General features: G+C 72.2%; 14 protein-coding genes. 9 read left to right on the top strand and 5 right to left on the bottom strand.

The features are described from left to right. Positions 1-216 precede the first annotated feature (216 nt). Entirely contained in the window at positions 217-1,092 is an 876-nt protein-coding gene (locus AC07FN_RS07675) for a nuclease (protein ID WP_478394888.1), read from the top strand. Here AC07FN_RS07675 and AC07FN_RS07670 read toward each other — a convergent pair whose 3' ends face one another. After that, entirely contained in the window at positions 1,093-1,965 is an 873-nt protein-coding gene (locus tag AC07FN_RS07670) for a LysR family transcriptional regulator (protein ID WP_478394887.1), read from the bottom strand. A 342-nt stretch (positions 1,966-2,307) separates the two neighbouring features. Between AC07FN_RS07670 and AC07FN_RS07665 the strand changes: the two genes are divergently transcribed. From AC07FN_RS07665 to AC07FN_RS07650, 4 genes are all read left to right on the top strand, one after another. Then, on the top strand, positions 2,308-3,141 hold the full coding sequence (locus tag AC07FN_RS07665; RefSeq protein ID WP_478394886.1) for a sugar phosphate isomerase/epimerase family protein: 834 nt from the start codon (positions 2,308-2,310) through the stop codon (positions 3,139-3,141). Between the two features lie 29 nt (positions 3,142-3,170). Beyond that, positions 3,171-3,938 (top strand): SDR family NAD(P)-dependent oxidoreductase, encoded by a 768-nt coding sequence (locus AC07FN_RS07660; RefSeq protein WP_478394885.1) that lies wholly within the window; start codon positions 3,171-3,173, stop codon positions 3,936-3,938. Positions 3,939-3,978: 40 nt separating this feature from the next. Next, entirely contained in the window at positions 3,979-5,262 is a 1,284-nt protein-coding gene (locus tag AC07FN_RS07655) for an MFS transporter (protein WP_478394884.1), read from the top strand. A gap of 64 nt (positions 5,263-5,326) precedes the next feature. Then, entirely contained in the window at positions 5,327-6,133 is an 807-nt protein-coding gene (locus tag AC07FN_RS07650) for an IclR family transcriptional regulator (RefSeq protein WP_478394883.1), read from the top strand. Positions 6,134-6,172: 39 nt separating this feature from the next. Here the strand turns inward: AC07FN_RS07650 and AC07FN_RS07645 are convergent, their stop codons facing one another. Beyond that, the gene (locus AC07FN_RS07645) at positions 6,173-6,661 is read right to left on the bottom strand and encodes a GtrA family protein (protein WP_478394882.1); all 489 of its coding nucleotides are present in this window, start codon (positions 6,659-6,661) and stop codon (positions 6,173-6,175) included. A gap of 314 nt (positions 6,662-6,975) precedes the next feature. Between AC07FN_RS07645 and dctA the strand changes: the two genes are divergently transcribed. The 3 genes from dctA to AC07FN_RS07630 are packed head-to-tail and all read left to right on the top strand — an operon-like array spanning position 6,976 to position 10,206. Beyond that, positions 6,976-8,313, top strand: a complete 1,338-nt coding sequence (dctA, locus tag AC07FN_RS07640; protein WP_478394881.1) for a C4-dicarboxylate transporter DctA — start codon at positions 6,976-6,978, stop codon at positions 8,311-8,313. A 55-nt stretch (positions 8,314-8,368) separates the two neighbouring features. Continuing rightward, positions 8,369-9,799: an RtcB family protein gene (locus AC07FN_RS07635; protein ID WP_478394880.1), complete on the top strand. Its 1,431-nt coding sequence runs from the start codon at positions 8,369-8,371 to the stop codon at positions 9,797-9,799. After that, a complete protein-coding gene (locus AC07FN_RS07630) occupies positions 9,796-10,206 on the top strand; it encodes an archease (protein ID WP_132483773.1) in 411 nt (136 codons plus the stop codon). Before AC07FN_RS07635 ends, AC07FN_RS07630 begins: the two co-directional genes overlap by 4 nt. 5 nt (positions 10,207-10,211) lie before the next feature. Here the strand turns inward: AC07FN_RS07630 and AC07FN_RS07625 are convergent, their stop codons facing one another. Together AC07FN_RS07625 and AC07FN_RS07620 are read right to left on the bottom strand one after the other, a co-directional pair. Beyond that, entirely contained in the window at positions 10,212-11,006 is a 795-nt protein-coding gene (locus tag AC07FN_RS07625; protein WP_478394879.1) for an MBL fold metallo-hydrolase, read from the bottom strand. A 43-nt stretch (positions 11,007-11,049) separates the two neighbouring features. Continuing rightward, positions 11,050-11,487 carry a MaoC/PaaZ C-terminal domain-containing protein gene (locus AC07FN_RS07620; RefSeq protein WP_478394878.1) on the bottom strand — a complete coding sequence of 146 codons (438 nt, stop codon included), beginning with the start codon at positions 11,485-11,487 and terminating at the stop codon, positions 11,050-11,052. A gap of 109 nt (positions 11,488-11,596) precedes the next feature. On the opposite strand from AC07FN_RS07620, the gene AC07FN_RS07615 reads away from it, so the two are divergent. Continuing rightward, a complete protein-coding gene (locus tag AC07FN_RS07615; RefSeq protein WP_478394877.1) occupies positions 11,597-12,757 on the top strand; it encodes an FAD-dependent monooxygenase in 1,161 nt (386 codons plus the stop codon). Here the strand turns inward: AC07FN_RS07615 and AC07FN_RS07610 are convergent. Beyond that, positions 12,699-15,809 (bottom strand): AfsR/SARP family transcriptional regulator, encoded by a 3,111-nt coding sequence (locus AC07FN_RS07610; protein ID WP_478394876.1) that lies wholly within the window; start codon positions 15,807-15,809, stop codon positions 12,699-12,701. The genes AC07FN_RS07615 and AC07FN_RS07610 overlap by 59 nt on opposite strands. Between the last annotated feature and the right edge of the window lie 42 nt (positions 15,810-15,851).

The following is a 15,851-nucleotide window of genomic DNA, read 5'->3' as shown; positions in this document are numbered from 1 at the left end:
CCGCCACCTCTGCTTCCCGAAAAGTCCCAACCCGAAGAGCTTAGAGAGGCGCGCCGACGAACCGACAACCGGCGGAACCTCATCGCGCTACGCACCCGGACCGGTACGCAGTGCGATCTTCCCGCCGGCACTGGTGCTGCGAGGCGGTTCTCGGGGGCTGGGCTGTCCGGGTGGAAGCGGTCCACTGCGGACGACGCCTTCATTACCGTGATCAGCATGACTTTCACGTTGATCAAGGGCGCTTTCCGGATCATCGGCGCCTCGCCCGACGGCGACTCGATCCGCTTCTACCCGACCGACCCGAAGGCGTTCGCCAAGGCGGGCCTGTCCGTGCGGCTGAACTCGCGCGGCGGCGCCCAGCTCCGATTAGAGGGCATCGACGCGCTGGAGACGCACTACCGGCCGCAGGCGCGCGGAAGCGAGATGTGGCACCAGCCGGCCGAACTGGCGAACGCCGCCTCGGAAGCGCTGCTGCGGCACCTGGGTTTCACCGCTTTCGAGCGCAACGATGACGGTGCGGTCACGGCGAGCACCCCCGAAGAGGCGCCCGGCCACATCCTGACCCGGTTCGCGGACAAGTACGGCCGGGCGGTGGCCTTCGCCTTCCCCGGCCGGCGACCGGGCCGCTCCACCGATGGCGGCGAAGTCCACCTGGCCCCGAAGGGCCTGCAGGCGTCGGCGAACCACGCGCTGCTGACCGCGGGCCTGGTGTACCCGACCTTCTACTCCAAGCTGTTCCCCGACCTGCGCCAGAACATGGCCGAGGCCGCGATCGCCGCCCGGGACGCGAAGCAGGGCGTGTGGGCGGCGGACGCGACGCTGGAAGGGCTGCGGGTGCGCTCCCGCGAGCAGCTCCAAGACGAGGCGGTGCTGCTGCCGAAGCTGTTCCGGCGGCTGGCCGACTACCTCGAACTGGAGGAGTCCGGCGGGGCGTCGCTGGGTGGTTTCGCCGAGTACCTCGACACCCGCGACGACCGGCTGTTCACGGTCCCCGACGGCCACGCCACCGAGCTGGAGACCCTCGTCGAGGTCCGCCGCCAGAACATCCGCCTGACGGTCGAGCCGGAACGGATCGTCTTCACCGAGGCCTGATCACCGGCCCATCCCGATCAACGCGTCGGCGACGTCCTGCACGACGGTGCGGGTGTTCACCGGTCGCGCGAGCCAGGTGGTCATCGCCAGCGACAGGTCCCGCAACCGCCGCCACGGCCAGTCGGGCAGCTGCTGCGCCGCGGTGTGCCTGCCGACCAGCACCGCGTCGGCCCGCGCCGCCTCGGCGCAGGCCCGCGCGTGCGCGACGAAGTGCTGGAACATCCACTGCGGGCGCACGTCCGCGGCGGTGGCCGCGGCCGTCAGGCTGTCCTGCTGGGTCGGCACCTGCTCGCGGGAGTGCACCAGCACCCGCAGCCCGTCGAGGTCGGCGAGCCGCCAGTCGTCGTTGCCGGCCAGCGGGTGCGTCGGCCGGACCGCGACCCCGAGCGGTTCCTGCCACAGCAGCTTGGAGTCGTACTCGGCCGGCGGCGCCTGGTGCACGATGCCGATGTCGAGCCGGCCCTGCCGCAGCAGCAGGAGCTGCTCGGTGCTGCCCGCTTCGCGGTAGTTCAGGTCGCAGCGCGGCACCTCCCGCTGGAGCTCGCCGACGAGCCGCACCAGCCAGTCGTCCGGGACACCCGGCGGCACGCCGATCACCACGATCTCGCGCGGGGGCTGCGCCCCGGCGACGACGTCCCGGGTGGAGCGCTCCAGCGCGAGCAGCTGCCGGGCGTGCCCGAGCAGCGCCGAACCCGCCGCGGTGAGCGTCACGCCGCGCGGCGTCCGCTCGAACAGCGCCTGCCCGAGTTGCCGTTCGAGCGCCGCCATCTGCCGGGTCAGCGAAGGCTGCGAGACCAGGAGCTGTGCGGCGGCCTTGTTGAACGAGCCCTGCTCGGCGATCGCGAGGAAGTAGCGCAGCTGCCGAAAATCCACGTCCCCTCCCGGTTATAACCGTTGTTTTGTGCTTTGAAGCGGCGCAGCCGCTTAGCCCACCCTCGCAACTCGCACCGCCGCGGGTTCTCAGAGGCCTTCTCGCGAGGACAGCCCCGACGTGGTGAATCGGCATTCATGAGTCGGGGATCCCACAGCGAGAAGGCCTCTGAGGTTCCGCCACCCGCACCGCCAAGCAGAACGAGCCTGGAAACAAGTAGTTATAGCGCTGGAGCATAACTGGGGATACGTACTGGGACTTGGACCGGGCGGAGCGGGATGGCTTCTAATGAGTCGGCGCGCCCCTCCGGCGTCGCACGAACAAGCGCAAGACGAGGAATTTCGATGAAGCTCGGCGTGTACTCGATCTGCCTGCCCGACCTGACCCCGGCGCAGGCGGTGAACGAGGCGAAGGCCGCCACCTATTCGGGAATCGAATGGCGCATCGGCACTCCGCCCGGCGACGCCGGGGTGCCGGACTTCTTCACCAACAACCGGTGCACCGTCGCACCGACGCACGACGCCGTCGCCCGCGCGGCTGCGCTGTGCGAAGCAGCCCAGCTGCACGTCATCGGGCTGGGCACCTATGTGGACACCGGCGACCTCGACGGCGTGGCGCACGGGATGTCGCTGGCCCGGGCTTGCGGCGCGCCGTGGATCCGCCTTCGCGCGCCGTGGCGCAACGACGAGCCGTTCAGCGACCTGTTCGCCCGCGCCGTCGAGTTCTTCTCCGGTGTCGAGCGGCTTTCCCGGCGGACCGGGGTTCGCGGGCTGCTGGAGATCCACCAGCGCAGCATCGCGCCGAGCGCTTCGCTGGCCGAAAGGCTGGTCTCGCGCTTCGACCCGGACTGCGTGGGCGTCATCTACGACGCCGGGAACCTGGTCCTCGAAGGCTACGAGGACCACCGGATGGCCGTGGAGCTGCTGGGCCCGCACCTCGCGCACGTGCATGTGAAGAACGCCGCGTTCACCCGCCCCGACGGCGGCGGGGTCTGGCGGCCGCGGTGGACGCCGATCGACGACGGCGTGCTCGACGTGCCCGCATTCCTGCGGGTGCTCGCCGATGCGGGCTACGACGGCTGGGTGTCCGTTGAGGACTTCGGCACCGACCGGGCACCGGTCGAGGCGCTTCGACACAACGCGGAATTCCTGCGCCGCCACGGCGATTTCGCGCACTGATCCAGTTCGACCCGAAGGATTCGGAAGAGATGAATGCTGCTGACCGGCGCGTTGCGCTGGTGACCGGTGGCGCCGGCGCGCTCGGCGCCGCGATCGCCGCCCGACTGGCCGCCGACGGCTCCGACGTGGTGCTGCTCGACGTGGACGCCGATGGCGTCGCGCGCGAGGCCGCCCGGTTGCGGTCCGGTACCGACCGCCGCGTCGAGGGCTGGGCCGCCGATGTGTCCGATGTAAATTCCGTGGAACGCGCGATGACGCGGTTGCGGGACGAGTTCGGCCGGCTCGACCAGCTGGTCAACAACGCCGCGGTCAACCGGCGCGCCGATCTGGCTTCGGTCGGCCCGCGGGACTGGGATCCGGTGATGCGGGTCAACCTCTGGGGCCCGACGGCGTTGTGCCAGGCCGCCGTTCCGCTGTGGCGGGCCGCCGGGGCCGGCCGCGTCGTGAACATCTCCTCGCGGACCTGGCTCTCCGGCGGGCCACTGGCCTACACGGCGTCCAAGGCGGGCGTGGTCGGCCTGACCCGCGCGCTCGCGCTGGAGCTGGCGCCGCTGGACGTCACCGTGAACGCGGTCGCCCCGAGCATGGTCGTGACCCCGTTCACCAGGCAGGGCCGCAGCGACGAGGAATTCGCGGAATTCCTCGCGCGCCACCAGAAGATGACGCCGATCCGGCGGCTGGCCACGCCCGAGGACGTGGCCGGCGCGGTCGCCTTCCTCGCCTCCCCGCAGGCGGGCTTCATCACCGGCGAGGTGCTGCACGTCTGCGGCGGCGCGCAGCTCGCTCCCGCCCCGTGAGCGGATCCAGCACCCGAACCCTCAACGTGGAGGAACGACTGTGACGACAACCCAAGACCAGTCGACGGCCGCGGCCGTCGAACCGAGCAGGCGGCGCGCCTGGACCGTGCTGGCCGTGGTGGTGGCCTGCTCGGTGGTCGTGTTCCTGGACAAGGCCCTGCTGGGGCTGGTGGCGCAGCCGCTGAAGCAGGAGCTGCACCTTTCGTCGGCCGAGTTCGGCTCCATCAGCGGCGCGTCCTACCTGCTGTTCGGCATCACCTGCCTGGTCGTCGGCTTCCTCGCCGACCGAATCTCGCCGCGCTGGGTGCTGCTCGCGTGCGGGCTGATGTGGGCGCTCGGCCAGGTGCCCGCCCTGTTCGCGGTGACCGGCGGCGTGCTGTTCGCGAGCCGGCTGGCGGTCGGCGCGGCGGAAGGCCCGGCCCAGCCGATGTCGCACGTCACGGCGTACTCCTGGTTCCCCAACCACCGGCGCGGCCTGCCCGCGTCGCTGATCACCAGCGGCGCGGCCATCGCCAAGATCGCGTTCGCCCCGGTGGTCACGCTGATCATCGTCGCCTTCGGCTGGCGCGCCGGGTTCGTCACGGTCGGGCTGCTCGCGCTGGTGTGGAGCGCGGCCTGGCTGGCCGTCGGCAAGATGGGGCCGCACTCCACCGCCTCGGAAATCGCCGCCGCGGCTCCCGCCGAACGCGTTCCGTGGCGTCGTTTCCTGTTCAGCGGCACGTTCATCGGCGCGCTGCTCGCCTACTTCACGCAGGGCGCGCTGGCCGCGGTGATCTTCACCTGGTTGCCGTCGTACTTCCAGCACGGGCTCGGTTTCTCCGCGGCGGTCTCCGGTTCGTTGTTCGGCCTGCCGAGCGCGATGGCGATCGTGGCGCTGCTCGCGGTGGGCGCGGTCAGCGACCGGATGCTGCGCCGGGGTGTGCGCTCCCGCGTCGCGCGGGGTTTGTTCGGCGGGGCGTGCCTGGTGCTCGCCGGGCTGGTGCTGTGCCTGCTGCCGTGGGTCCACAGCCCGGTGCTGGCCGTGATCACGCTGATGATCGGCTACGGCGTGTCCACCACCGTGCAGACGGTCAGCAACCCGGTGGTCGCCGAGATCGTGCCGCCGGGTCAGCGCGCCGGGGCCCTCGGTGTGCTGACCGCGCTGGGCACGAGCGCGGGCGTGCTGAGCCCGATCTTCACCGGCAAGCTGCTCGACGTGGCCGAAACCCCGCAGGCCGGTTACACGCTCGCGTTCCTGGTGTTCGGCGGTCTCGTCGCCTTCGGCGGGCTGTGCTTCGCGCTGCTGGTGAACCCGGAGCGCGACGTGCGGCGCATCGCGCGGTAGGGGGTTCCGCCTCGTGTCTCCGGCCGGGCGAGAATGGGCCGGTCGGAGCACCAAGGGGGATGTCGTGGGCGAGCGCAGCGGGGCGGGAGCGCCGAGCGTGGCCTCCAGGCTGTTCCGGATCCTGGAGACCTTCTCGCCGGAGCGGCCGTCCCTGACGCTGTCGGCGATCAGCCGCCAGAGCGGCCTGTCGCTGACTACGACGCACCGCTTGGTCGGCGAGCTCGCCGGGTGGGGCGCGCTGGAGCGCGACGACGACGGCTGCTACCGCATCGGCCTGCGGATCTACGAGCTCGCCGCGCTGACGCCGCGCGGCACGTTCCTGCGCGAGGTCGCCATGCCGTTTCTCGGCGACCTCTACGAGGCCACCCGGCAGAACGCGCAGCTCGGCGTCCTCGACGGCCACGAGGTCGTCTACCTGGAGCGCATTTCCGGACGGGATGCCGTGCCGGTGGTGTCCCGGCCGGGCGGCAGGCTGCCGCTGCACGCCACCGGCGTCGGCCTCGTCCTGCTCGCGCACGCCGACCGCGAGTTGCAGGAGGTGGTGTTGGAAGGGCCGCTGAAGCGGTTCACGGATCTGACGCTCGCCGACCCGCGACGGCTGCGCGGGGTGCTGGCCGACGTCCGCAAGAACGGCTTCGCGATCAGCGACCGGCAGATCGAGCTCTCCACCCTCTCGGTGGCGGCCCCGGTCCGCGGCGCTGCGGACAACGTGATCGCGGCGCTGTCCCTGGTCGTCCCGGCCGAGACCAGCGACCCGATGACGCTGGTCCCGGTGGTCCGGGCGGCCGCCCGCGGCCTCTCCCGGGCCCTCGGCTCTCCCCGAGCCGCAGCCCTGCCCCCGACAGCCACCCACGAACGCTCCGGGCCGTGAGTCCGTCCGCAGCACCACCCGCAGCGGCGACGCCTCGCACTACTCCCAGCTGGCGCGGTGACCGGCTGAGCGGCTGAACACCCACAGCCGCATCACGGCGAAGCGGGTGGTGCCGCCGATGACGCTCAGCGCGGCGACAGCGGCGGCCTCCGCGACGCTGGAGGGATCTTCGACGGCCAGCCCGAGCAGGCCCAGCGCGATGTTGTTGGACACGCAGTAGAAGGCGAACACCGCGAGGGTCTGCAAGTGCATCCGGACCCGGTGCTCGTCGCGGGCGGCGAACGCGAAGTGCCGGTGCGCCGCACTGCTGGCCGCGGTCGTGATCAGCAGCGAGCAGAAGTTCGAGGCACCGACCGGGAAGATGCCCCGCAGCAGCACGTAGAGCACCGCGTTCGCCGCGGTGGCGAACACGCCGACGACGGCGAACAGCGCGGCCTGGCCGACGACGTCGTCGCGCTTGGCCGGACGAATCCGATCGACCGCACCGGGGGTGACCGCCTTCGGTTCGTGCGCAGCCACGCCCTTCATCGACCCCACTCCAACGCGACGGTTCAGATCTGCGGTCAAGCTAGTTCGGCCGTGCGGGAGGGCCGCATGAACAACCTGGGAGAACGCTGGGAACGGCGGCTGCCCTCCCGGGCCCACCGGTGCATGTGACCCATCGTGATCGACTCGTCACAGATCATGATTCGACCGATCTGGTGATCTTGGGGCCGACGAGCGAGGACGCCGTTCGGCGGCGGACCGATCGCGATCCGGCCCCTTGACTCCGGCCGACCGGGCACGCACACTCCCAGAAATTTGCGAAGTATACTTCCGCATTGAGGAATTGGGAGGCCGACGTGGCTCAGCCAACGTCGCCGGTCCGGCGCGGCCGCGTGTCGAGGGTGCTGTCCTCGCTGTTCGTCCAGGTGCTCATCGCAGCCGTCATCGGCATCGCAGTCGGCCACTTCTGGCCCGAGTTCGGCGGTGCCCTCAAACCGATCGGCGACGGGTTCATCCGGCTGATCAAGATGGTGATCGCGCCGCTGATCTTCTGCGTGGTCGTGGTCGGCATCGCCAAGGCCGGCGACATGCGTTCGGTCGGGCGGATCGGGCTCAAAGCGCTGATCTACTTCGAGGTGGTCACCACCGCCGCCCTCGCCCTCGGCCTCGTCGCCGGCAACCTCGTCCAGCCCGGCGCGGGGCTGGACATCGACCCGGCGACGCTGGACACCTCCGGCGTGACCGCCAAGACGCACGGCGAGCAGATGCCCGGTCCGGCCGAGTTCGTGCTGCACATGATCCCGGAGAGCGCGGTGGCGGCCTTCGCCGACAACGAGCTGCTGCAGGTCCTTCTGCTGGCGGTGCTGTTCGCCGCCGGGCTGCTGCACATCGGGATCGGGCGCGCACCGCAGGTGTTCGCCTTCATCGAGCAGACCGGCGAGATCATCTTCAAGATCATCGGCTACGTGATGCGGCTGGCCCCGATCGCCGTGTTCGGCTCGATGGCCTACCTCATCGGCCAGTACGGGCTCTCCTCGCTGAGCACCTACGCCACCCTGATCGGCGCCTGCTACGGCGCGGCACTGCTGTTCTGCGTCGTGCTCGGCGCGCTGCTCAAGGCGTTCACCGGCTTGAGCATCCTGAAGTTCCTGCGCTACACGCGGGAGGAATTCGCGCTGGCCATCGGCACCGCGTCCAGCGAGGTCGTGATGCCGCGGATCATGGAGAAGCTCGAACGCGCGGGCTGCCGCAAGGAAGCGGTCGGACTCGTCATCCCGACCGGGTACTCGTTCAACCTCGACGGCGCGTCCATCTACCTGTCGCTGGCGACGCTGTTCATGGCCCAGGCCGTCGGCGTGGACCTCACCATCGGGCAGCAGATCACCGTGGTGCTGGTGCTGATCCTCACCTCCAAGGGCATGGCCGGCATCCCCGGCTCGGCGTTCATCGCGCTGTCCGCGACGGCCTCGGCGGTCGGCGTCATCCCGGTGGCCGCGGTCGCCCTGATGCTCGGCGCGGACCGGATCATGGACACCATGCGGGTCGTGACCAACCTGCTGGGCAACTGCGTGGCGACGTTCATCGTGTCCAAGTGGGACGGAGCGCTCGATCGCGACCGGGCCGCCGCCACCCTCGCCGACCCTGCGTCCGCACCCCCGCTCCCCCGCGAGGAGGACGAACCCGCCAAGGCCTGACCTGCCCGTGCCGGGCGCGTGTCGGGGCGGGCTCCGGTGGGTATTGCCGGGGCGGGTGACGCGGGAGGTCCGGGTGGAACTCGTCGAGGAGACGCCGTACCGGTTCCGGATCGAACGGCACGGCGAGATGCGCGTGCCGGGGGTCGTCTTCGCCTCGCGGCGGCTGTTGCCGCCGAAGGGTGACGGCGCGCTCGACCAGGTCGTGAACGTCGCGACGCTGCCCGGCATCGTCGGCGCGTCCTACGCCATGCCGGACATGCACTGGGGCTACGGGTTCCCGATCGGCGGCGTCGCCGCCACCGATGTCCGCGCCGGCGGCGTCGTCTCGCCCGGCGGCGTCGGCTTCGACATCTCCTGCGGGGTGCGGCTGCTGGCCGCCGAGCTGGACCGGTCGGACTTCCGCCGGGTGGCGGAGCGGATCATGAACGGGCTCAGCCGGGCGACGCCTCGCGGGGCGGGTCGCGGCGCGGTGTGGGAACTGCCCCGCGACGCTCTCGAACGGGTGCTGGAAGAGGGTTGCCACTACGCCGTCGCGCGCGGGCGCGGCACGCCGCGCGACCTGGAGCGCTGCGAGGACGGCGGCGTGATGGCCGACGCGGAGCCGGGGCGGGTGAGCGCGCGGGCGCGGGACCGCGGCCTGGGGCAGCTCGGCAGCCTGGGTTCCGGCAACCACTTCCTGGAGGTCCAGGCCGTCGCCGAGATCTACGACGAGGGAATCGCCGGGGTGTTCGGGCTCCGCCTCGACCAGCTGTGCGTGATGATCCACTGCGGTTCGCGCGGGCTGGGCCACCAGATCTGCACCGACCACCTGCGGAGCATGGACGAGAGCATGGCCGATCACGGCCTGGTCGTGCCCGACCGGCAACTGGCCTGCACGCCGGTCGATTCGCCGGCCGGCCGCGCCTACCTCGGCGCGATGGCGGCCGCGGCGAACTACGCCCGCGCGAACCGGCACGTGCTCGGCGTGGTCGCCGGCGAGGTGCTGGAGGAGGTGACCGGCTGCGGTCTCGACCTGGTCTACGACATCTCGCACAACCTCGCCAAGATCGAGGCGCACGAGGTGGCGGGCCGGCGGCGAACGCTGTGCGTCCACCGCAAGGGCGCGACGCGGGCGCTGCCGCCCGGGCACCCGGAACTGCCGCCGGGCCTGCGGGAGGCGGGGCAGCCGGTTCTGATCCCCGGCTCGATGGGCACCGCGTCGTACGTGCTCGCGGGCGTGCCGACCGGCGACGCGTTCTTCTCGACGTGCCACGGCGCGGGGCGCACGCAGAGCCGCCACCAGGCGGTCCGCACCATCGATGCCCACCGGCTGCGCCGCGAGCTGGAGCACGACGGCATCGTCGTGCGCGGCAGCTCCGCTCGCGGGCTGGCCGAGGAGGCGCCGACCGCCTACAAGGACGTCGATGCGGTCGTCGCCGTCGCCGAGGGAGCCGGGTTGTGCCGCCGGATCGCCAGGCTCGTGCCGCTGGGCGTGGTGAAGGGGTGACCGGCGGCTTCCGCTTCCTGCCGCACACCGCCGACATCCGGTTCGAGGCGTGGGGCTCGACGCGGGACGACTGCCTGGCCGCCGCGGCCCGCGCCCTGGTGGCCTCCTTCGCCGAATTCCCCGCGGGCGCGCCGGAAAGCACCAGAACCGCCGAACTCGCCGGCACCGACGAGCAGCTCCTGCTCGCGGTGCTCGACGAGATCATCTACCTGCTGGACGCCGAGGGCGTGGTGCCGCTGGACATCGGCGTCGCGCCGCGGCCCGCCGGAATCGCGCTGGAGCTGGGCGTTGTCGCCGTGGCGCGGGCGGAGATCGTCGGCGCGACACCCAAAGCCGTTGCGCTGCACGGCCTGCACATCGGCCACGGCGACCGGGGCTGGCGTTGCGCCGCGACCGTCGACGTCTGAGCCGCTCAGTCCTCGGAGAGGAAGCGGAGATAGCGGGCGGCGGAGCGCTGGACGATCTCGTGCGCACCAGTGGGGATCACCGTGTCCCACCACGCGCCGTAGAGCGCGTCGAAGCGGTAGGGCTCGAGCATCTTCGCGGCGCGGCGGACGACGTTCGGGCGTTCCGGGATCAGGTTGGGGTAGCTGTACATGAAGGCCACGTGCTCGCGGTCCGGGATGACCTGCACGATGTCCCCGGTGAACAGCTTCCCGTCGCCGTGGTCCCAGTGCAGCACCGTGCCGCCGGCGAAGTGCACGCCGAGGTTGATCAGGGTGAGCCCGGGAGCGAGCTCGCTGGTGGCGCCCTCCCACAGCCGGATCGCCGGGTCCGGGCGGCCGATCCACTGCTGGTCGTTGGCGTGCAGGTGCACCGGCACGTCGAAGGCGCGGGCCCACTCGACCATCGTGGTGTAGTAGTGCGGGTGGCTGATCGCGATGCCGATCAGGCCCCCGAGGTCGTTGATGGTGCGGATGATCTCGTCGTCCAAATAGGACACGCAGTCCCAGAGCACGTTGCCCGCTTCGGTGCGCAGCAGCAGCGCCCGCTGGCCGATGGCGAACCTCGGCTCGCAGCCGATCCCGAGCACCTCGCCCTGCTCGCGGATCAGCGCGGTGCGGCCGTCCGCGCGCACCCCTGCGAGGTCCGTCCACTGCTGACCGCCCGGCGGCACGTACTGGCGTTCGTCCTCGCAGATCGGGCAGTCCGGCCGGGGCCGGGCGTACTGCGTGCCGCAGGTGGCGCAGATCGGCATCGCTGTCATGGTCGTTGCGGTCCCTTCGTCCTCTGACGTGCGAGCAGTCAGGTTACCGCGCGGTATCCGCCGCGCGGGCCGGAAAATCCGGCGGCACCGCCACCACGGCGTCACCACGCAGGGTCACCGTCCCGTCGGCCAGCACGACCGCCAGGTCCAGGTGCGCGCGATGCTCGCCGCCGACGTCCTCGAACCCGGTGACCTTGCCCGTGCAGGTCGGCCGGCCGTGCACCGGGGTGATCGCGACGAAGCGCACCGAGAACGACCGCAGCGCCGACTGCGGCACCCAGCCGGTCAGCAGCCTCCCCAGGTAGGCCATGGACAGCATGCCGTGGGCGAAGACGTCGTCGAAGCCCGCGCTGCGCGCGTTGTCCAGGTCGATGTGGATCGGGTTGTGGTCGCCGGAGGCCCCCGCGAACAGCGCGAGCGCGGCGCGGCTGATGGGCGGCAGGCTCAGGGGCGGCAGCTCGACGGTCGTTTCCTCGGCCATGCCGCCCATCATCCGACACCGCGCGCCCGGCCGTCAGCCTCCGGTCAGCGTGCGGTCAGCGCCGCCACCGAAGCTCTCTCCGTCGACCACGACAGAGCAGGGAGCGACGATGCACAACGAGAACATCCTCATCTCCGGGGCGGGTATCGCCGGGCCGGCGCTGGCGCACTGGCTGCGCCGCTACGGATTCCGGCCGACCATCGTCGAACGCGCCCCGGCGCTGCGCGAAGGCGGGCAGGCCGTCGACTTCCGCGGCACCGCGCACCTGACCGTCCTGCGGCGCATGGGCATCCTCGACAAGGTGCGCCGCAGGCAGACCGAGCGCACCAAGATGGTGGTGATCGACGCCGCCGGGCGGCCACGGGCGGCGCTGCCCGCGGAGTTCGCCGGTGGCGAGGTCGAGATCCTGCGCGGCGACCTCGCCGCCTTGCTCTACGACCTGACCCGCGACGACACCGAATACGTCTTCGGCGACTGGATCACCTCGCTGACCGAGACCGCCGACGGAGTGCGGGTGACGTTCAACGACGCGCCGCCGCGCACCTTCGACCTCGTCGTGGGCGCCGACGGCCTGCACTCCGGCGTGCGGGCGCTGGCCTTCGGCCCCGAAACCGGGTTCCGGCGGTTCCTGGACCACTACATCGCCGGGTTCAGCGTGCCCGACGAGCTGCGAACGCCGGGCGAGGTGCGGATGTACAGCGAGCCGGGACGGATGGTCAGCCCGGGCCTGGTGGTGTTCGCCTCCCCCGAGCTGGACTACGACCGCCACGACGTCGCGCAGCAGAAGAAGCTGGTCGCCGACGCGTGCCACGGGATGGGCTGGCGGGCGCCGGAGATCATCGAGGCGATGTGGGCGGCGCCCGACCTCTTCTTCGACCCGATCGCCCAGATCCACATCGACCGCTTCAGCGCGGGCCGCATCGCGCTGCTCGGCGACGCCGGCTACGGCGCCACCCTCGGCGGGCTGGGCGCGGGCCAGGCGCTGGTCACCGCCTACGTGCTCGCCGGAGAGCTGGCCGCGGCGGGCGGCGATCACCGGACCGCCTACGCCCGATACGAGCACCAGATCAAGGACTTCGCGCGCGGCTGCCAGAAGATCGCGGGCAATGCCGGGCCGTTCATGGCGCCTGCCACGCCGGCGAAGATCCGGCAGCGCAACCTCATGTACCGGGTGTTGTCGCTGCCGGGCATGGCGAAGCCGTTCAACAAGATCACCACGAAGGCGGCGAATGCGATCCGGCTCGCCGACTACTCGCGATTTCTCCGGTGAGCAGCTCGATCGCCTGCTCGTAGCCGAGCGCCGCGCCCCGGTCGAACGCCGCGTCGAACTCCTCGTCCGGGGCGTGGTCCGAAGCGCGGCCCCGGAGGGCCGTCGCGATCCCGAACAGCAGCGCGGCGCGCTCGCCGTCGCCGTCGAGCGCCGCGAGCCCGGCGAGTCCCTCCACCGCCGTCGCCAGGACCGGCATCGTCCGGTTGGCCAGCGCCGCCGCCACGGCGGTGCTGTGGTGCTCCGCCGCCCGCGCCAGGTCGCCGTCGACCTCCGCGAGCCTGCCCAGCGCTGTGTGCACGGTCGCGCGGACGGCGGTGTTGGTCCAATCTCGCGCGCAGTCCTCCAACGCCTGGTCGCACCACTCGCGGGCCGTGGCGAACTCGCCACGCAGCCGAGCGATCTCACCGAGGCCGAGCCGAGCCGCCGCCAGCACCGACGGGAGGCCGGTGGCGCGGGCCAGCGCCATCGCCCGCTCGTAGTCGGCTTCCGCCGCCGCGAGGTCACCCGCGCCCAGCAGGCGGTCGGCCCGCCGGCAGCGCAGATCGGCCGAGTCCTCGCGAGCACCGAGCTGGTCGACGAGGTCCAGCGCCTCATCGGTCAGCGACAGCGCTTCCGCCGACGCTCCGCGTGCGTCCGCCAGCATCGCCAGCCCGTCGAGCGCCTGCGCCATCCCCCACCGCTCGCCCAGCTCGCGGAACGTCGCGAGCGCCCCGGCGACCTCGCGTTCGGCCGCGGCCAGGTCGCCGTGCACCAGCCAGCGGGAGAAGCCGTCGCCGAACCCGATGATCGCCCGCACCCACGGATCGGTGGCCGCGCGGATCTGCTCCTCCCCTGGATGGCTCGGCGCGCCCCGTCCCGGCGGCCCGGCGAACACCGCCCAGGCCGACAGCACGAACGGCTGCCGCACCGGCGCGTCCAGGCCGTTCATGATCACCTCCGCGCGCCGGAGGTGCCGCTCCAGCTGCGGTGCCGCGCCGGTGGACACCGCGTGCAGCACGCAGAGGGCGTATTCCTCGGTCAGCTGCGGCGGATCGGTGCCGACCACCTCCAGCAGTTCCGCGGCCAGCGGGGCGATGTCGCTGCGCACCCCGTGCAGGTACCAGTAGCCGGACAACGCGCCGATCAGCCGCAGGGCCAGCCCGGGGTCGTTGCGGACCGCCCACTGCAGCGCCGCGGTCGTGTTCGCGTGCTCGTCGCGCAGCGCCGTCAGCCATTCGAGCTGCTCGCCGCGCCGCAAGTGCGGGTCGGCGGCGCGGGCCAGCGCCAGGAAGTATTCCGCGTGGGCACGGGAGATCTGCGCACGCTCCCCGGCCTCGTCGAGCCGCTCGGCGCCGAACGCGCGGATCGTGTCCAGCATCCGGTAGCGCCCGCGCCCGGTGATCAGCGACTTGTCGACAAGTCCGGCCAGCAGCTCGTCGGCGGCGTCCGGCGGGAGCCCGCAGACCTCGGCCGCGGACCGCGCGGTCGCGCCGCCGGCGAACACCGTCAGGCGGCGGACCAGGCGTTGCCCGTCCGCGTCGAGGAGGTCCCAACTCCACTGCACGACCGCCCGCAGGCTCCGGTGCCTCGGGGCGGCCGCGCGATTCCCGCGTGACAGCAAGGAGAATCCGGTGTCGGACAGCCGTGCCTCGATGTCGTCGAGGCGCAACGAGCGCAGCCGGGCGGCGGCGAGCTCGATCGCCAGCGGCAACCCGTCCAGCGCGGCGCAGATGCGGATCACCTGGCCGGCGGTGTCCTCGGTGAGCCGGAACTCGGCGTCGACCGCCGTCGCGCGGTCGGTGAACAGGCGCACCGCCGGGAACTCCAAGGCCACGCCCGGCGCGGCGGCCGGTTCCGGGACCGGCAGCGGGCCCAGCGGGCACAGCGCTTCGCCGGTGATGCCCAGCGCCTCCCGGCTGGTCGCCAGGACCCGCAGGCCGGGGCAGCCGGCCAGCAACCGGTGCACCAGGTCGACGACATCGGCGACGAGGTGTTCGCAGTTGTCCAGGAGCAGCAGCAGATCGCGGCCGGCGAGCGCTTCGAGCAGCCGCCGCACCGGCGCCACCGGCAGGGTCTCGCGCAAGCCGAGGGAGGTCAGCACCGCCCGCGGCAGCTGGCTGCCGTCGCGCAGCTGGCTCAGGTCGGCGAACGCGACCTCGCCGGCATGCCGGGCGGCGGCCTCCAGCGCGATCCGGGTCTTGCCCGCACCACCCGGGCCGAGCACGGTCACCAGCCTGGCCGAGGCGAGCAGCCGGCCGATCCGGTCGAGTTCCGCGCCGCGCCCGACGAAACCGGTCAGCGGCACCGGGACCCGCATCGCCGGGGGTTCGTCGGCGCGCAACAGTGCGAGGTGCAGCTCGGCCAGTTCCGCCGAAGGGTCGGCGCCGAGCTCGTCGGCGAGGAGCTGCCGGACGGCGGCGAACTCCGCCAGCGCCTCGGCGTTGCGGCCCTCCGCGTGCAGTGCGCGCATCAGCAGCCCGCGCAGCCGCTCGCGCAACGGATGCGCGTCCGCCTCGACGCGCAGCTCCGCCACGTCGGTGGTGCCGAGCTCCAGCCGCGCCTCGGCCCGGTCCTCGATCGCGGCCAGCCGTGCTTCGTCCAGCCGCGCGATCTGCTGCGCGGCGAATGGTTCCTCGGCGACGTCCGCCAGTGCCGGGCCGCGCCAGAACGCGAGGGCTTCGTCCAGCAACACCACCCGCTCGCCGGGCTCGGCGGCCCGCCGCGCGGCGTCGGTGAGGCGGGCGAAGCGGTGCGCGTCGACCTCGTCCGGGTCGACCACCAGCCGGTATCCCGCCGGGTGGAATTCGACCGCCGCCGTCGATCCGTACTCGCGGAGCTTGCGGCGCAGCCTCGACACCTGCGCCTGCAGCGCGTTACCCGCGTCGTTCGGCGGCCGCTGCCCGTAGAGGCCGTCGACCAGCCGTTCCGACAGGACGATCCGGCCCGCGTCGAGCAGCAGCAACGCCAGAAGGGCGCGCGTTCGCGGCGCGTCCACACCCCGGGCCACCCCGTCCGGGCCGCGCATCTCGACCGAGCCCAGGATGCCGAACAACACCCGAGGATTCTCGCTCACCCGGAATGGCAGCGTTCGCGCGGGCGGTCGTGGACAATCCGG

It is taken from the genome of Saccharopolyspora sp. NPDC045941, from assembly GCF_056431445.1.
Note: the sequence above shows the minus strand (reverse complement) of the source record. Positions and strands in the feature narration are given on the sequence as shown.

What these genes read in the sequence shown, in the direction of transcription:
- AC07FN_RS07625 (WP_478394879.1), bottom strand. Translation starts at nt 11,006, where the DNA reads ATGACAGCGATGCCGATCTGCGCCACCTGCGGCACGCAGTACGCCCGG.
- AC07FN_RS07665 (WP_478394886.1), top strand. Translation starts at nt 2,308, where the DNA reads ATGAAGCTCGGCGTGTACTCGATCTGCCTGCCCGACCTGACCCCGGCG.
- AC07FN_RS07645 (WP_478394882.1), bottom strand. Translation starts at nt 6,661, where the DNA reads ATGAAGGGCGTGGCTGCGCACGAACCGAAGGCGGTCACCCCCGGTGCG.
- AC07FN_RS07615 (WP_478394877.1), top strand. Translation starts at nt 11,597, where the DNA reads ATGCACAACGAGAACATCCTCATCTCCGGGGCGGGTATCGCCGGGCCG.
- AC07FN_RS07620 (WP_478394878.1), bottom strand. Translation starts at nt 11,487, where the DNA reads ATGGCCGAGGAAACGACCGTCGAGCTGCCGCCCCTGAGCCTGCCGCCC.
- AC07FN_RS07660 (WP_478394885.1), top strand. Translation starts at nt 3,171, where the DNA reads ATGAATGCTGCTGACCGGCGCGTTGCGCTGGTGACCGGTGGCGCCGGC.
- AC07FN_RS07675 (WP_478394888.1), top strand. Translation starts at nt 217, where the DNA reads ATGACTTTCACGTTGATCAAGGGCGCTTTCCGGATCATCGGCGCCTCG.